We start from the raw sequence: 18,046 nt of genomic DNA on the forward strand, positions 1-18,046 counted from the left end.
CATTTAAGGGTTAACATTGAGTTATAAAGCAACTAGGAGGAGATAAATTATGGCAGATAAAAAAACTCGAAAAGTAATAGTAAAGCATTTAGATAAAAAAAATCAGGAAAACTCTAAAGAGCAGCCTGCATTGAAAAAATTAGAAGAAAATATCTTTAAAAATAAAAAACAAAATAAAGAGAAACTTAATTTCAAAAAGTTTAAAAATCTATATGAAGCCAATGAATACTTTATTAGTGAGGAAGGGATACTTTGTTATAAGAAAGATAAAAAAATGATTAAATTATGCAATGTGGTAATAATCCCCTTAGCACAACTTATTATTACTGATGGAATTCATGAAGAAAAGTATCTAGAATTAACAGGAATTTTAAATGGTGATAAGAAATTGCCGAATATTAGAGTGAAATTACATGATCTAAGAAATTCAAATTGGATAGAAAACAGATGGGGAATTCAATGTATCCTATTTCCCACAAGCAAGTGTTATGAAAAAATTTTATGTGCAATAAAAATTGCGTGTAAAGACATAGAGACCAAAAGTATATATAAAACTATCGGATGGTCTAAAATAGGGAAAGATTATTTTTATTTACATGGCCATGGTGCTATAGGAAAAGAAAATTCCATATTGGTACATGACAGTTTAAATAAATTTACTTTAGTTGTTGATGAGGAAGTTAATAAAAGTAAAGTATATAAAAAATCATTACAGTTGTTAGAAATAGCTCCTATAGATGTAACGTTACCTTTATTTTGTTTTACGATTCTTTCAACTATCAATACACTGTTAAAACTTAATAATTTAGAACCTAAATTCACCTTATGGCTATATGGAGAAACAGGGAGTAGGAAAACGACACTAGCAAGTTTGTTTTTTAATATATTTAATCAACAAATGGCTCCAGAGATATCAGCTAATTTTAAGGATACTAAGACGGCTTTAGAGATAAAGATGTTCGAATACAAAGATTGTGTGTTACTAGTAGATAATTACCATCCGACAGATAAATTATCTGAGAAAAAGGATATGGAGGATAAAGCAGAATTTATCTTAAGAATGTATGGGGATAGAATAAAAAAATCACGTAGTAATATTAATTTAACAAAACAGCGAGAATTTATGACAAGAGGATTATGTGCAATAACGGCTGAAGATGCAATTAGTATTCAATCTAATATGGCAAGGTGTATTAGTGTACCTTTGGAGAGAAATTGTGTGGATTTAGAAAAGTTAACCAAATTTCAAAAGAATTCTCTTATGTTTCCAACAGCAATTTATAATTTTATAAATTGGTTAACGGATTATTTAAATAAGGAAAAATGTTTACCTAATTTAGATTTAGATGAATTTCGAGATAAATATAGAAATACAGATATTCATGCTAGGTTAATAGATAGTGTATGGTCTTTAAAATATGCATATTATTTATATTTAAAATATGGGATAGCCATCGGGAAAATGGGGATAGATGAGGCAGAAAAAAGATTGGAAATAGCTGAAAAGATATTTATTAGTCTTATTGAGAGTCAGTACATAGAAATGAAAACAGAAAATCCTTTGAATATGTATTTAAATACAATTCAAGAATTAATAATTTCTAATAAAATGCCCTTAAGGAAATTAGGGAAAGAGAATGGATCACAACAATACGGTTGGTATGATGATGACTATTACTATTTGATACCTGGAATGACATATAATAATGTACTCGCGTTCTGGGAGAGGAGAAATAAGGTTTTCCCTTTAACAATAAAAAAGCTACATGATCGGTTATATCAAATGGGAATTATTGAGATTGATGAAAGTTCTAATAGAAAGTGTCCAAAAGTTACTGTAGCAAAAGGCGAAAGAATTAGGGTATTAAAAATAAATAGAAAAAGACTAGAGCTATATATAAATCAAAGTGGGCAAGTGGACTTATAAGTAACAATAGTATATTCAAGTAAATATTATATATGTGAAAGGTGATAAATTATGCAAGATCCTTCGTATAGTTTGTTAATTGACTTATTAAGTAATTTATTAGAGGAATCACTAAAAAAAACTGGGGGAGAGTAAGATGATACGAGTAGTAATTTATGCAAGGGTATCTACAGCTGAACAGGCCGAGGAAGGATATTCAATTGATGCACAATTAGATGTAGTAAAAAAGAGATGTGAACAGGAAGGAAGGATAGTGGTAGGACAGTACATTGATAGAGGGATTAGTGGAAAGGCCATGGAGAATCGTCCCGACTTACAAAGATTATTAAAGGATGCAAAAGAAGGTAAGTTTCAGGAAATATGGGTATGGAAAACTAACAGATTAGCCAGAAATCACTTAGATCTTTTAAAAATTGTAGATGAATTAGATAAAAATAATGTGGGCTTTAAGAGCTGTAGTGAAGCATTTGATACTGCTACTCCGACTGGAAAACTGCTTATGAATGTGCTAGCTTCTATAGGAGAATTTGAACGGGAAAGTATTGTAGAGAATGTAAAAATGGGGATGAAGCAACGGGCTAGGGAAGGAAAATGGAATGGAGGTATTGTATTAGGATATAAAACTGTAAAAATAAATGAGGCTGAAAATAAAACAAAATTAGAAATAGAAGAAGAGGAAGCATTTATTGTGAAGGAAATATTTAGGTTATATGTAGAGGGACGTGGCCTAAAATCAATTACAAACTTAGTGAATAAGTTGGGATATAGGACTAAGAAGGGGAATTTTTTCACACCTATTGCTATTCGTACCATTCTATTAAATCCTATTTATATAGGGAAGATAAGATATAATGTAAGGGAAAATTGGAGTGAGAAAAGACGTAAAGGAATAAATAAAAATCCCATTTATACCACTGGAAATCATGAGCCTATAATCCCAGTAGATTTATGGAATAAGGCACAAGAGTTATATAAGAAAAAATCTCAAAAACCTAAACGGTTATTTGATGGTACTTTTCCTTTAACAGGTTTAATTAAATGTCCGATGTGTGGGGCACCTATGGTAGCTGGTAGGGTGAAAAGAAGGTTAAAAAACGGGAACATAAATATTATTAGATATTATCAATGTGGAGCCTGGAGAAATAAGGGAACGGCAGTATGTCGCTCAAATGGGGTGAGAGCAGATAAAATAGAGGAAGTGGTTTTTAAAAGAATAAATCAAATAGTATCAAATGATAAAATCTTAAGAGATACTGTAAGTAAATTAAATGATAATGCACATAATAAGATTAAACCATTGGAAGAAGAATTGAATATATTTAACAAAAATATACGGAATTTTGAGAAAAAGAAGGATAGGATTTTTGACTTATATGAAGAAGGGATGATTGCGAAAGAGGTGCTAACAAGTAGACTCGAACATATTTCAAATAAAATAGAAATGAATTTTGCTCAGAAAGCTCGTATTGAAAAGGAATTACAGCAAAATACATCTAATCCAGTTTCTGCGGATGCTGTAAAAAAATTATTAACAAGATTTCATGATTTAATAGAGAAAGTAGAACCAATGAAACAAAAGTTAATATTACAGCTTATGATAACTAAAATAAATATCAATAGTAACAGAGAATTAGATTCTATAGTTATACATATTAATGAACAAATTGAAAAATATATTTTGGGTGTAGAAGAAGATGGGGCCTTACAACAGGTTCCATCTTCTTTTGGTTTTACGATAATAATTTAGGTTGTTTTTCAAATATAAGTGATAAGAAGGAGCGAATATTGATGAATAAGGGAACTATCATTAGGGTTTCAATTTTAAGGGGCACAAACTTACTTCCAGAACATTATGGTATATACGATGGTGATGGATGGGTGTATCATTTTACAGGGGATAGTATTGGCAATGCTAGAATCAAATTTACTACTTTAAAAGATTTTGAAAAAGGTGGAATAGCATATATAGAAAATGTATATGGTGCAAGATATGATGTAGAAGAAATTATTAGGAGAGCATCGAGTCAAGTAGGTAGTGATTTTGGTGGATATAATTTATTAAAAAATAATTGTGAGCACTTTGCATATTGGTGTGTGACAGGAATTAGACAGTCTAGGCAAACTTTTAATATGAATCCAGAAGATGATAAAAGGGATGTAGTAGAAAAGACAATAGATGCAGTTTTTGATCCTTTAATGCTCGTTGGTAAGGCTCTTGATAAAAAATTAGGGTTGGAAGATAAAGTAGGAGAAGAAAGAGATGTAGTAGAAAAAGCGATAGATGTAATTTTTAACCCTCTAATTAAATTGGGGCATCGATTAGACAATTTATTTAAGCTGTAAAAAAATACGGTTATATAAAGAGAACCTCTTTTATAAGATTCCCCTTTATATAACTAATGAAAAGGGGGGATTTCACAAAGAAATCATCTCCTTTTCAATTTTTTATACTCATAAATCATTATAAAGGGATGTAAAATTCAAAAAGGAATAAATGGAATTGATTAAAAGGGGAGCCCATAGATGGATTAAAAAGTTTAGTTTTAAGATAGAAATTTTATAAAACTTAATATCAATTTAATGATATTACCATTAGTTAGTTTTATTGAATAGAAAAAAGTATTAAAATTAGGTATGTTAAAGAATTTGTAATGAAAATATGAGGATGAATTTTAAGTTATAAGGTACATATAATTACCCCCTGTGAAGAATATGCTTATTCTTAAGTTTTAAGTGGTTAATAATATGTATCTAAAAGGACTAACACGTAAACACAAGAGGAGTGGTGTTATGGATAAAATGCTAAAGGGTGCAGATTACTTACTTCTTCTTTTTTATTTACCAGGTAAAACCTCAGTGAACTGTGAGCCTATTGAAGGAAGAACTCGTATTACTAAAATGATGTTTTTATTTAATGAAGAGGTGTACAAATATATTGATCTTTATACATTAACACCTAGTGAGTATCTACCTAAATTTGAGGCGTATCATTACGGGCCGTTTTCAAAAGATGTTCATCAACAATTAGACCTTTTTGTGAAAATAGGCTTCTTAGAGGAAAAAGAGCGAGAGATATCTAATGATGAAGAGGTAGATTTAATGGATGATCGTATGGAAATTGAGGATGATGATGATTTTCTTACTGATAAGTTATATGTGACTGAATACGTTTTAACGGATAAGGGGAAAAAATTTGTGGAAGAGAGAATATTAAACCAATTAGAGGAGTTTCAAATAGAGTATTTAACTATGTATAAGGAAAAGATAAACTCTATAGCACTTAGTGAACTTCTTAGTTATGTTTATAATAAGTATCCAAACTATGCTGAAAAATCAAGGATTCGTAATAAGGTGAAATGATGTGAGTAAAACACTATTTAATATATCAGAACAACAACTAGTAGAGACATCGGAAATGATTTTGAATAAGAAGGGTTTTCAAACCTTTAAGGAAGTACCATTATTTTCGTCTTCTATAGATATGATTGTAATAAAAGATCAAACCATAAATGCTATTGAATTTAAATTAAGAAATTGGAAAAAAGCAGTGCAACAAGTATTAAGGCACTCAATTTGTGTGGATTACATGTATGTATGTGTACCAAGATTTAAAAAAAAGGAAACAAGAGAGAATATTGAACAGACTGTATTAGTACATGGCGTAGGATTATTTTATTTTTATTATAATGAAAATGATGAAGCCATTTTAGAAGAGAAAATTAAGCCTCAGAAATCAAGAACTGTATGGGAAAAGAAAAAAAGTGATTTAATGACTACATTAATGAAATAAAAGTTGGGATGGGGAAATATGAAAAAAAATATGAAAATTATTAGATATGGGACTGTTGCTGAGCAAAAATATATTAACGAATTCTCGGATATGTTTGATTTGTTAGTAATAAATGCCAATATGATATCGTATGCTTCTGCTTCTATTTCAAAGTTTGTTTCAACTCAAAGCAATCTAAATTATATAATTGATCCCATCACACATGCTTTGCAACATAAGATAGAATTAATTACATCAAGTAAAGGGGAAATAAAAAAATCTTTTGCGAAAATGATTGGTAGTTATGCTGAATTTGTTCAAGAGAAAGTTTTAGAAAGAAAAAATGTTTTAACCCCACTTGATTTTGAAAAAGAGGATAATATAGAGAAATTCGTTGAAAGTGTAATTGATTTCCAGAAAAATCATGTGATAGAAAATGTAAGGGATCAAGATTTCTACGAGTATCTAGAATATGCGGGGGTTGACTTTCAACCACTATGGTATATTATCCCGTACTTTAGTATGAATACGTTAACAATGAATAAATGGTTACCTGTTAACTTGAGGCTTATTGAGTATGCAATTTCAAAGTATCCGAAAGATAAATTGGCAATGCAAATCGTGATTGAAAAAGATATTTTAAGAGAGAAAAGTAGTATTGAAGAATTAGTAGGTTATTACAAGGATACAGGTGTAGAAAGAGTCTTAATTTGGATAGATGATTTTTCAGCATTTGAATCATCAGAGGAATTAATTCATAATTTTTGTTATTTGATTAAACTATTTAATCAAGCCAATATAGCTGTATATAATTTATATGGAGATTTCTTCTCTATACTATTATGTCACGAGGACTCACCTTATCAGCTGAATGGGGTATGTCATGGTATTGAATATGGAGAAAAGCGAGCGGTAGTTCCTGTTGGTGGTGGAATACCAATCAACAAGTATTATTATTACCCACTACATCAGAGAATTTCATATGGAGAGAGTGCCACAGCTTTAACCGTGTTAGGATATATTCCAGATAATAACTATTTAGGGTACTACGATGATATATGTAGATGCGAAACTTGTAAAAGTGTTATAGGGAAAAATATGAATAACTTTGAACAATATGGGGGATCAAAAGCAATTGAAATAAAAAGGAAAAATGGGATAGTTAATAGGGAGTTTCCGACTACAGAAGCAAAAGGACTCTGTATTAAACATTTCTTAAATTCCAAGAATGAGGAATGGAAAGAACTTAATTTAAAGTCGTTAGATGAGATTTTAATGGAATTGTTAACGACAGGGGAGAAATATAAGGAAATTCGCTATGATACTTCTGTAATATTTGATTTATGGAATCGTAGTTTGAAGAGTGAAGAGTAATAGGGGGATATGGTTATGGGAAAAACCGTGTACGTTTTGGGAGCTGGGTTCTCAACTTTAGCTAAATTGCCTCCACAAGCAGATATTATAAACCGGATCTTTAGTCCTACTACTGAGCAGTTTATGTCAAATAAAATATTAATTAAAACTATTACTAGATTTGAAAATGCTAGGAAAAATATCGCAAAATTTTTATTGACACTTTTCTCCAATCAAAGTATAGAGAAATTTGCTGCTGAAAAAATAGGAAATAGTTTAGATGAGTTAAGTCCCTCGGAAAGAGAAGAGGTTTTTAATGCATTGGCAGAGGATTTATCATTTTGGCAGGAAATTTATAAATTTATTAGAGAGAAATTAAGTGGGGTTACATTGGAGGATATATTTACCATTCTGGATAAGGCAGTTGTATCTAATGAACATATACAAGGTTATAACTTATCAAAAATTATAGCTCTTAGGGAGGATATTATCTTTTGTATAATTAGGTTATTTGTGGCTGAATTAAGTGATTATAAATATGATACATCTGTATATATAGAGTTTGTGAAGAAAATTTTAAATTTAAGATTTAAGGAAGGACAAGAAAAGGATCCAGTTTCTATTATTACACTTAATTGGGATGCGCTTTTAGATATATATTTCAATGAGGTAATTAAAACAGATAAAAAGTATGAAAATGCTAGATTGGATTATTGCATATATGATTATGAATATGATCATTTTTGTGAAAAAAAGGGTGAGGAAAAACCTATTCCTTCAACTTTACTCAAAAACTTAAACTATTTTAACATTAAATATATTAAACTCCATGGATCAATGAATTGGTTAATTTGCAAAAATTGTAGGCGCCTTTTTTATTCAGTAGATGAGTATATAGCATTAAAGGAGTTTGAAAAAAATTCTCCTCAGTGTCCATTTTGTAAGGAAAATTACTCCTCTATAAGTAATGATGATCAAACAAATTTAAAAAGTGAGTTAATAACACCGACATTAATAAAAAATTTAGATAATGTAAACTTTAAAAGTATGTGGAAAAATGCTTTTGTAGAGCTCTCAGAGGCAGATAAAATTGTGTTTATAGGATATTCTTTACCACAAGCGGATTTTGAATTGAGATATATGTTGAAAAAATCCATAAAGCCGAATACAGAGATAGAGGTAGTATTATATTTATATGATGATCCTGATAGATTAAATACATATTTGAAAGATGAAGAGGGTATTAGGTTATATAATTCGTTAGCAGGAAATTTTGCTGGAACAAGGTTTACATCATTTTTCGGAGGGGAACAAATTAAATTTTATTATGAGGGTTTAGAAAGTTATGTTAGTGATTATATGGAATAGCATTGGAGTCTATTATAGGAATACAGATGCAATATCCTTATAGTTTACAGTTTGATATGATACGGTGAACCGTATCATAAATAGTAATAGTACATTCAAACGGCTACAGATGTGGCCGTTTTCTATATTTCCTAAAATAAGTATGTTTCTATTTCTAAAAAAGTATGCTGTAATATGAAGAGGAAAAAGTATAAGTAGTCATAGAAGTGAGGAGTTAAAGGTGAAGAAGTTTAAGAAATTTTACTTGGAGATTACGAGTGTATGTAATCTTGCGTGCAGCTTTTGTCCGCCGACGGAAAGACAGAAGCAATTCATTTCTGTGGAGGATTTTGCAAAAAGGTTAGACCAAATTAAACCACACACAGACTACATTTATTTGCACGTGAAGGGTGAGCCGTTGCTGCATCCAAAAATAGATCAATTGTTAGATTTAAGCCATGAAAAAGGGTTTAAAGTTAATATTACAACGAACGGAACGTTAATTAATAAGAGAAGGCATAGATTGTTAAATAAGCCTGCTTTAAGACAAATGAATTTTTCACTGCATAGTTTTGATGGGCACCCAGGTTCACAAGACAAAGAGGGGTATGTAAGAAGTATACTTTCCTTCATTAGAGAGGCGACAAGTCAATCAGATTTAATTGTTTCACTAAGATTATGGAATTTAACGCAGGATAATAAAACGAATGCTGAAATTCAGAAGAATAGAGAGTTATTATCCATCATTGAAAATGAGTTTGATCTATCTTATCAAATTGAAGAGAAGCTTACACCAGGAAAAGGTATAAAAATTGCGGAACGTGTCTTTATTAATCAAGACTATGAATTCCAGTGGCCAGCATTGCATGAAGAAGAGGATGATGGAAAAGGATTCTGTCACGGGCTTCGAAATCAAGCTGGTATTTTAGCGAACGGAACGGTTATTCCTTGTTGTTTAGATGGTGAGGGAATCATTAATCTTGGGAATATTAATAATGACTCATTTTCTAACATTATAGAAGGTGAAAGAGCAACAAACATTGTTGATGGATTTTCTAGAAGAGTTGCAGTTGAAGAGCTATGTAGAAAATGTGGATACCGTAAAAGATTTGGAAAGTAAATATGAAATAAGCCCTCATAAAGCGAGGGCTTATTTTTTATTCTTGATAAGAGCGCTCTAATTCATCAATTAAGGAACCAACGTAAGAAACAGCTCTGCGGATTGCATCTGGTTTTGACATATCGACTCCGGCATGTTTCATTAATTCAAGTGGTTTCATCGTACCACCAGCGCGAAGTACATCTAACCAGCGATCAACGGCAGGTTGTCCTTCTTCTTTAATCATTTGAGCTACTGCAGTAGATGCAGTGAGGCCTGCGGAATACGTGTAAGAATATAAGCCCATATAATAATGAGGTTGACGCATCCAAGTTAAGCCAGCACCTTCATCAATTTTTACGGAATCTCCCCAGAATGTTGAAAGGACATTTGTTTTTATTTCAGTTAAAGTTGTAGCTGTAAGTGCTCCACCTTCTTCTGCTAGGCTGTATACTCTTCTTTGATATTCTCCCTCAAGTAAGTGAGTAACAAAGTTGTGATAATATGTGCCAAGTAGTTGCAGGATTACCCATCTGCGCATTCTCTTATCGTCATTCGTCGCTAATAAATGCTGGGCTAATAGTAATTCATTCATTGTAGATGGTGCTTCAACGAAGTACATAGATGGACGTACATTCATAATACGCTGGTTTTTATTTGCTAAATAAAAATGACCAGCGTGCCCAAATTCATGAGCTAATGTGAAGCAGCCGCGCATCGTATTTTGCCATGTAATTAAAATGTATGGATGAGAACCGTATGGACTTGAACAAAATGCTCCAGTTGATTTTCCTACGTTATCTGCAAGGTCGACCCATCTTTCTTTGAATCCTTTTTCGATAATGGCACTATATTCATCGCCAAGTACTTGTAAAGATTCTTGAATGATTTTTCCTGCTTCTTCGTAAGTAATTGCTGGATTAAATTCGGGATCTAAAGGTGCATGTAAGTCGCAGAACAGCATTTGATCGAGTCCTAATACTTTCTTTTTTAAATTTGCAAAACGGCGCATATGAGGCGCCAATTCTTTATAAATAATATCGAGTTGATTGTTATACATTTCAAGTGGAACTTTTTGAGGTTCTAAAAGCATATGAGTAACAGATTCAAATTTGCGTAAACGAGAGAGTGTTACTTGTTTTTTTACCTCGGTAGCATATGTTGTTGCCACGGTATTTTTATATCGCTTCAAAGTGGACACAAATGATGAGTATGCCTTTCTGCGTATGTCTACGCTTGGAGAAAACTCATATTTACTTTCAAATAATGCAAATGAGACAGGAAGTTCATTTCCTTGTTCGTCTTGTATGGAGTTAAAATCCATATCGGCTAATTTAGTCATACCGTAAATTTTGTATGGAGAACTATGTACTTCGCCGAGTGCAGCAAGTGCTTCTTCAGTTTCAGGAGAGAGCGTGTGCTGCCTTTTTTGTAATATGTCTAGTAATGATTTACGGAAAGGTTCAAGTTTTGTTTCTTGAGTTAAATATTTTTCAATTGTTCCTTCTTCTAATGAGAGAATTTCATTATGAATAAAGGATAGCGCCGTATGTACTTTCGTCCATAAAGCGGAAATTTTGGAAGAGTTCGCTTGAATAACTGGATTTGTACGGTCGGTAGATTCTTTTAAATTTGCGTAGGAGTATAGTTTTGTTAACTTCATTAAAAGCTCTTCTTCTAAAAGTAGGCAATGTAATAAGGTCGTGGGACTAGTGTGTAATTGACCTTTAAACGCATCAAGTTTTTTTATATCATCTGTTAATACACGTAATGCAGTTTCCCACTCTTTATCAGATTCGTATAAATCAGAGAGGTCCCATGTTAATTCAGTAGGAACGTCTGCACGAATATGACGTTTCTCAATAGTTTTTTTCATTTGCTATATCCCCCTTATTATAAGTATTTAAAAACATAATACTAGAAAATTCAGTAAAATGAAAATATTTTACATTTCTATATATGAAAAAGAAGGACAAGCATAAAACTGCTTGTCCTTCGAGTTAAATTTAAAAATTAATATACTTTATCACCGTTGAAAATAGAGTTTTTCACGACTACATAATCCACAGTACGAATAGAGTCTAATTTTGTTCCACCAGCGTAAGAGATAGAAGATTGAAGATCTTGTTCCATTTCGATTAAAGTGTCTTCTAAAGAACCTTTATGCTCAACGAACATTTTCTTACCTTCAACGTTTTTCTTCTCACCTTTTTGGAATTCAGAAGCTGAACCGAAGTACTCTTTATAAAGTTTGCCGTCTTTTTCGATTGTTTCCCCTGGAGACTCTTCATGACCAGCGAATAGAGAACCGATCATAACCATAGTCGCCCCAAATCGAATAGATTTAGCTACGTCGCCATGTGTACGAATACCACCGTCAGCGATAATTGGTTTACTTGCAGCTTTTGCACACCAGCGAAGTGCAGCTAGTTGCCAACCACCAGTTCCAAAGCCTGTTTTAATTTTAGTAATACAAACTTTACCAGGTCCAATACCAACTTTTGTTGCGTCAGCACCAGCGTTTTCTAATTCTCTTACCGCTTCTGGAGTTCCAACGTTTCCAGCGATAACGAAGCTTTCTGGTAAATGCTTTTTAATATGTTGAATCATGTTGATTACAGCATTAGAATGTCCATGCGCGATATCAATCGTGATGTATTCAGGTGTAAGGTGTTCAGCAGCTAACTGTTGTACGAATTCATACTCGTCCGCTTTTACACCAACGCTAATAGAAGCGATTAATCCACGTGATTGCATATCTCTAATGAATGAGATTCGTTTCTCTGGTTGGAAACGATGCATGATATAGAAGTAATTATTTTCAGCTAAATAAGTTGCAATTCTTTCATCAATAATCGTTTGCATATTTGCAGGTACGACAGGTAATTTAAATTTATGTTTACCTAAAGTGACAGTTGTATCACATTCAGAGCGGCTGTTCACAATACATTTTGCAGGAATTAATTGAATATCTTCATAGTCGAATACGTTTTCCATCATTTACACCCCTAAAATACGAATATTTTATTTTTATTAATCAAAAATGTTCGTCCATATGATAATTTACATTGTTTTCATTAAAAAGTCAAAGGATTTCTTAACGTTTTTTTAAAAAGTAGATTTTATATCTAAAAAACAACGTTAAAAACGAATTTAAAACGTTTTTTTGTTTGTATTGTTCGTTTATAAAAAAGGTTGAAAAATTAAGATAATTATACAAGGGTGTATGTATTCTTTTTATTTTTTGGAGTGGATGTAGGATTCTATGAAAAGGTTAATGCTAACAATACGAGCAAAAGATGTTATCAAGTAGTTGAACAATATATGAAATGATAAGGTTTATTTCTATGTAAAAAGATGAATCTGGCATAATCCATCTTTTTATGTGAGGTTTCAAGTATAATAAGTAGGGCGATAGTAACGTATACAAAAGATAAAAAAGAAAATAATACAGAATAAAATGAGGTTAATATATGAGTAAAAAAGAGTTTTTTGAGTATAAATTAAGTAAAGAAATTGTAAGGGCACTTACTGGGTTAGGGTATGATCATCCAACAGAAGTACAAGGTGAGGTTATTCCAGTCGCATTACAAAAGAAGGATCTTGTTGTGAAGTCCCAGACGGGAAGTGGAAAAACAGCTTCATTTGGTATTCCACTTTGTGAGATGGTGGAGTGGGAAGAGAATAAACCACAAGCATTAGTTTTAACACCAACGAGAGAGCTTGCGGTACAGGTGAAAGAAGATATTACAAATATAGGGCGATTCAAAAGAATTAAAGCCGCCGCAATTTATGGTAAGTCCCCATTTGCACGTCAAAAATTAGAGTTAAAGCAAAAGACGCATATTGTAGTAGGGACTCCAGGGCGTGTATTGGATCATATTGAAAAAGGGACCCTTTCTTTAGAGCGATTAAAATATTTAGTGATTGATGAAGCGGACGAAATGCTAAACATGGGCTTTATCGATCAAGTAGAGGCAATTATTGATGAATTACCTACAAATAGAATGACAATGCTATTTTCAGCAACTTTACCGGAAGATGTTGAAAGGTTATCACGTACATATATGAATGCACCAACTCATATTGAAATTAAAGTGGCTGGGATTACGACGGATAAAATTGAACATACCCTTTTTGAGGCGATAGAAGACGAGAAGCTTTCACTACTTAAAGATGTAACAACGATTGAGAATCCTGATAGCTGTATTATTTTCTGCCGTACACAAGAAAATGTAGATCATGTATATAGACAATTAAAACGAGCTAACTATCCTTGTGACAAAATACATGGTGGTATGGTACAAGAAGATCGTTTTGAAGTCATGGATGATTTTAGAAAAGGAAAATTCCGTTATTTAGTAGCAACAGACGTAGCTGCGAGAGGAATTGATATTGATAATATTACACATGTTATTAATTATGATATTCCACTTGAAAAAGAAAGCTATGTACATCGTACTGGAAGAACGGGACGAGCTGGAAATAGTGGAAAAGCTATTACATTTATAACACCATATGAAAATAGATTTTTAGAAGAGATTGAGGAGTATATTGGCTTTGAAATTCCAAAGGCAATTGGACCTTCAAAAGAAGAAGTTATGAAAGGGAAAGCTGCATTTGAAGAAAAGATACATGCTAAACCAATTATAAAGAAAGATAAAAATGCAGACATCAACAAAGGCATTATGAAGCTGTACTTTAATGGCGGGAAGAAAAAGAAAATTAGGGCGGTAGATTTCGTCGGTACAATTGCTAAAATTAAAGGTGTTACAGCAGAAGATATAGGTATTATTACGATACAAGATAATGTTTCTTACGTCGAAATATTAAATGGAAAAGGACCACTTGTCTTGAAAGTCATGAAGACTACAACGATTAAAGGGAAACAACTAAAAGTTCATGAAGCAATTAAGTAAATAAAAACTATCCACTTTAATAGGTGGATAGTTTTTTATTTATGATTCTTTTAAATCATCCACTAGTTGCTCCGCTAAACGTCTATACATATTACTCATAGTCACGAAGGATGTTAGTAGTAGAAATTTTTCTAGCTTTGTGTCTTCTAAGGAAGAAATCTCATTTACTTCTGTAACACGGTTATTTACGTCTTGTTTAAAGCTTTCGACATTGCTTTTAGTAAGAGCAAGATAATTTTTGTATAACGTATTTAATTCGAATGAATCATCATTTAATAAGGAGTCATTTATAGTTTCTAATGAACTTTTTATGTCGTTAATGGAAAGAGCACCTTTTAATTGATAAATTAGGCTAATTAAAATCATATGCTCTTTTGAATATTTTTTATTTTTGATAGGGATGAATAGTTTCCCTTTTGCGTAATTATTAATCATCGTTTTTGTTAATACTTTTTCATCATCAGTTCTCGTTGTATCTGCATAAGTATTCTCAAATAGTTGGACAACTTGATCTACATATAAGTCAACATTTGGAATATCCTCAAGTTTAATATTTTTTTCTAAATGCAATGTCTCAAGTAATTCATTTATATTTTCCACGTAGAATCCCTCACTTTTATAACTTAGTGGAACTTAATGTCTAATACATCCTTAAATATGGTATTACGAAACAAATAAAATGTAAATGTTGACCTTAAAAAGAAATGTGTATATAATTACATGTAGTTATTGAAACTACATGTAATTATATGAGGGGTGTTATTATGAATGCTTATGTAAGGGAACCAGTTAATGCATTTACTCACTTAGGTGGAGCGATATTATCATTTATTGCCTTATTAGCTATGCTTGTGAAAGTTTCTATCAAGATGCCATCATTTGCTGCAATTACAGCTGTTATTTTGTTTGGGATTGGAATGATGGTCCTTTATACGGCATCAGCTGTATATCATAGTGTTGTGGCCAATGAACGTGTTATTTACTTCTTTAGAAAGCTAGATCATTCTATGATTTTTATATTAATTGCAGGTACATATGCACCCTTTTGCTTAATTACATTAAATTCAGCAAGTGGTTTGTTATTATTTTGTTTAGTCTATGCAACTGCGATTTGTGGCATTGTGTTTAAAATGTTTTGGTTTAATTGTCCAAGATGGTTATCGACAGCAATTTATATTACGATGGGTTGGTTAATTGTTTTATTCTTTGCACCGTTAGCTGAGAATTTAAGTACAGGAGGCATTGTTTTCTTAGTACTTGGGGGCATTTTTTATACAATTGGTGGATTTATTTATGGAACAAAGCCAAAATGGCTAGAGTTTAAATATATGGGACATCATGAAATTTTTCACGTTTTTGTATTATTAGGTAGTCTTGCACATTTTCTAAGTGTATATTGTTACGTAATTTAATAAGAAAAACGCCACATAACAAAAATTATGTGGCATTTTGTCAACAACGATTCAAATTTCCCCAATTTCAACGAAATGAAATTCCCCATTATGAACGGCTAAATCGTTGTTTGGGCAGGATAAATTCCTGCTTTTTTCTTTTCTCGCAAACGGTAGGAGTCACCCTTGATGTTAAATGTAATCGCATGATGTAAGAGGCGATCCAAGATAGCCGTTGCCAATACATCGTCACCAAAAACTTTTCCCCATTCAAGGTACGATTTATTAGATGTTAAAATCATTGCTCCTTGTTCGTATCGCTTTGAAACAACCTGGAAGAAAACATTGGCGGTTAGTTCATCAAAAGGAAAATAACCTACTTCATCTACAATTAACACGTCTGGACGACTCCAACGATTTACGAGTCGCTGGAGTGTCCCTTTATCATTGGCCTTGCGGCACTGAGCCACTAAGTCGTCGGCCGACAAAAATAGGGCTGTATATCCTTGGGTAATCGCTTCAATCGCAAAGGAGACGGCTAAATGAGTTTTTCCTACACCCGGAGGACCCAGTAATATGCGATTTTCCCCATTGGCAATAAAGCGACATGTTAAGGTTTCCTTGACCCTTTTCTCGCTCAGACTTGGTTGAAATGTAAAGTCAAAATCATGAATCGTTTTGGTGTAAGGCAGCTTTGCCCGTTTCATTCGCTTTTCTAGTTGATCAGAATCTTGTTGCTCCGTTTCATGCAAAACGATAGTGTGAAGAAACTCAGAATATGATACATTATCCTTAGAAGCGTCTTCTAGTAAACTATCAAGTTGGTTGGCTGTATGATGCCAGCCGAGCTTCTTTAAACGCTCCAATAAGAGTTCGTTCATCATACAGACTCACCTTCTTCCAGTGCTGCGTAAGCAGCGAGAGGGCGTTTTTCCACATTTGGAGATGGGGTATGAGAGTGAAGACCGTCGGTCGCCAAATCTTCAACGTTCTTCGCTTTCTGCCCTTTTTCTTTTGTATGTAGCCCATCATAGTGTTCCATTCGGATATGAGTAGTTGCTTTTCCTGTAAGAACCGGATGTTTTGCGATACATTCACGTTCATCGTAAATCTCTAAATGATGATCGAGTGTTTCTTTAATCTTAACCATTTGTCCAGCGTAACGGTAAGGAACTGAATACCTTTTTCCGCGGTACGACACCACACAGTCCCGACTGACTTCTCTGGTTTCCCAATGTGAAGTGGGAAACAGAGGCTTCACTCCCCATATCTGCAGGAACTTCTGTTCCTGCTCAAATCGTTGAAATGGTGACTCATTAGTAGTCTGATTGGTTTTCTTGTTAGCTATCTGATCCAACCATGTACGTACGGCTTCATTTAATGCATGTAAAGTTGGTTCGTGTTTTCGCTGAAAGAAGTTATCTTTCAAATACTTAATGGTTCTTTCTACTTTCCCCTTTGTTTGCGGACGTTTAGGACGACAGGCTTTTGGCACAATCCCATAGTAGGCTAAGAAATCCTCAAACTTGCGATTGAAACGAATCTCTACAGGACTATGCTTGATTACAACGGTTTTCATATTATCATAGAGAATTTGTTCTGGTACCCCATTAAAGTAAGAAAAAGCATTCATATGACACTTCATGAGGGTTTCGAGATTCATGTTGGTTGTAAACTCTACGTACTTCATTCGGGAATAACCTAATATCATCACAAATGCATAAATGTCTTGCAGATTGCCATTCACTAAGTATTTTCCCACGTACGCCCAATCCATTTGGGCTTGTTTCCCTGGTGGTGTTTCAAACCGTAAGGTTGCCTGTTTCTTTGGCTGTTGACGAAGAGGACGAACAAAGTCTCTTAAAATTGTCATCTTCCCCTCGTAACCCATCGTTTGAATTTCCTCTAACAGTACGACACAGTTGGTTGTTCCTTCTTTGACTCGTTGAAGGATGTAGGACTTATAGGGTTCGAGCTTACTCTCTTTCTGCTGCTCGCTTGCCTTACGTTCCGGCAACTGATTGCTTTTTAGATATTTGCTGATCGTTTTACGATCGAAGCCTGTTGCTTCTGCAATGGCTGTTTTCGTCCACCCTTTCTGAAATAACTCTCTAATCATAAAAAACTCCCCAATCTTCAGCACCGTTTCTTCACTCCATCTTTGATGTTTGTTTCGAAACGATTATCTGTTATTTTTGGGGAATTTAAAACCGTTGTTATTGGGTATTTTACAATCGTTGA

At 33.0% G+C, this 18,046-nt stretch carries 15 protein-coding genes; 10 read left to right on the forward strand and 5 right to left on the reverse strand.

Annotation, left to right across the window (positions count from 1 at the left end):
* The first annotated feature begins 49 nt into the window (after window positions 1-49).
* The 8 genes from LMD38_RS26480 (at window position 50) to LMD38_RS26515 (ending at window position 9,516) form a co-directional block, all read left to right on the forward strand.
* Window positions 50-1,927 (forward strand): hypothetical protein, encoded by a 1,878-nt coding sequence (locus LMD38_RS26480; protein WP_228920047.1) that lies wholly within the window; start codon window positions 50-52, stop codon window positions 1,925-1,927.
* Between the two features lie 136 nt (window positions 1,928-2,063).
* Window positions 2,064-3,674 (forward strand): recombinase family protein, encoded by a 1,611-nt coding sequence (locus LMD38_RS26485; RefSeq protein WP_228920048.1) that lies wholly within the window; start codon window positions 2,064-2,066, stop codon window positions 3,672-3,674.
* 41 nt (window positions 3,675-3,715) lie between these two features.
* Complete coding sequence (locus LMD38_RS26490; RefSeq protein WP_228920050.1) at window positions 3,716-4,270, forward strand: lecithin retinol acyltransferase family protein; 555 nt, start codon at window positions 3,716-3,718, stop codon at window positions 4,268-4,270.
* Window positions 4,271-4,717: 447 nt separating this feature from the next.
* The gene (locus tag LMD38_RS26495; RefSeq protein WP_228920053.1) at window positions 4,718-5,287 is read left to right on the forward strand and encodes a hypothetical protein; all 570 of its coding nucleotides are present in this window, start codon (window positions 4,718-4,720) and stop codon (window positions 5,285-5,287) included.
* A gap of 1 nt (window position 5,288) precedes the next feature.
* The gene (locus LMD38_RS26500; protein WP_228920054.1) at window positions 5,289-5,717 is read left to right on the forward strand and encodes a hypothetical protein; all 429 of its coding nucleotides are present in this window, start codon (window positions 5,289-5,291) and stop codon (window positions 5,715-5,717) included.
* A gap of 18 nt (window positions 5,718-5,735) precedes the next feature.
* The gene (locus LMD38_RS26505) at window positions 5,736-7,070 is read left to right on the forward strand and encodes a hypothetical protein (protein ID WP_228920056.1); all 1,335 of its coding nucleotides are present in this window, start codon (window positions 5,736-5,738) and stop codon (window positions 7,068-7,070) included.
* A 15-nt stretch (window positions 7,071-7,085) separates the two neighbouring features.
* Complete coding sequence (locus LMD38_RS26510; protein ID WP_228920057.1) at window positions 7,086-8,417, forward strand: hypothetical protein; 1,332 nt, start codon at window positions 7,086-7,088, stop codon at window positions 8,415-8,417.
* A gap of 220 nt (window positions 8,418-8,637) precedes the next feature.
* Window positions 8,638-9,516 (forward strand): radical SAM/SPASM domain-containing protein, encoded by an 879-nt coding sequence (locus tag LMD38_RS26515; RefSeq protein ID WP_000713634.1) that lies wholly within the window; start codon window positions 8,638-8,640, stop codon window positions 9,514-9,516.
* 37 nt (window positions 9,517-9,553) lie between these two features.
* Here the strand turns inward: LMD38_RS26515 and pepF are convergent, their stop codons facing one another.
* Window positions 9,554-11,371 (reverse strand): oligoendopeptidase F, encoded by a 1,818-nt coding sequence (pepF, locus tag LMD38_RS26520; protein ID WP_016719070.1) that lies wholly within the window; start codon window positions 11,369-11,371, stop codon window positions 9,554-9,556.
* Between the two features lie 137 nt (window positions 11,372-11,508).
* Window positions 11,509-12,492, reverse strand: coding sequence for a GMP reductase (guaC, locus tag LMD38_RS26525; protein WP_000432432.1), 984 nt, complete (start codon window positions 12,490-12,492; stop codon window positions 11,509-11,511).
* Between the two features lie 476 nt (window positions 12,493-12,968).
* On the opposite strand from guaC, the gene dbpA reads away from it, so the two are divergent.
* Complete coding sequence (gene dbpA, locus LMD38_RS26530; RefSeq protein ID WP_073530933.1) at window positions 12,969-14,414, forward strand: ATP-dependent RNA helicase DbpA; 1,446 nt, start codon at window positions 12,969-12,971, stop codon at window positions 14,412-14,414.
* A gap of 39 nt (window positions 14,415-14,453) precedes the next feature.
* On the opposite strand, the gene LMD38_RS26535 is transcribed toward dbpA, so the two are convergent.
* A complete protein-coding gene (locus LMD38_RS26535) occupies window positions 14,454-15,014 on the reverse strand; it encodes a DUF1836 domain-containing protein (protein WP_016719068.1) in 561 nt (186 codons plus the stop codon).
* Window positions 15,015-15,178: 164 nt separating this feature from the next.
* Between LMD38_RS26535 and trhA the strand changes: the two genes are divergently transcribed.
* The gene (trhA, locus tag LMD38_RS26540; protein ID WP_000995364.1) at window positions 15,179-15,826 is read left to right on the forward strand and encodes a PAQR family membrane homeostasis protein TrhA; all 648 of its coding nucleotides are present in this window, start codon (window positions 15,179-15,181) and stop codon (window positions 15,824-15,826) included.
* A gap of 98 nt (window positions 15,827-15,924) precedes the next feature.
* Here the strand turns inward: trhA and istB are convergent, their stop codons facing one another.
* Both istB and istA read right to left on the reverse strand, forming a co-directional pair.
* Window positions 15,925-16,689: an IS21-like element helper ATPase IstB gene (gene istB, locus LMD38_RS26545; RefSeq protein ID WP_000980839.1), complete on the reverse strand. Its 765-nt coding sequence runs from the start codon at window positions 16,687-16,689 to the stop codon at window positions 15,925-15,927.
* Complete coding sequence (istA, locus tag LMD38_RS26550) at window positions 16,686-17,948, reverse strand: IS21 family transposase (RefSeq protein ID WP_002073783.1); 1,263 nt, start codon at window positions 17,946-17,948, stop codon at window positions 16,686-16,688. Before istA ends, istB begins: the two co-directional genes overlap by 4 nt.
* Between the last annotated feature and the right edge of the window lie 98 nt (window positions 17,949-18,046).

The sequence above is a fragment of the Bacillus pacificus genome, assembly GCF_020861345.1.
In the GTDB taxonomy this organism is placed as follows: Bacteria; Bacillota; Bacilli; order Bacillales; family Bacillaceae_G; genus Bacillus_A; species Bacillus_A pacificus.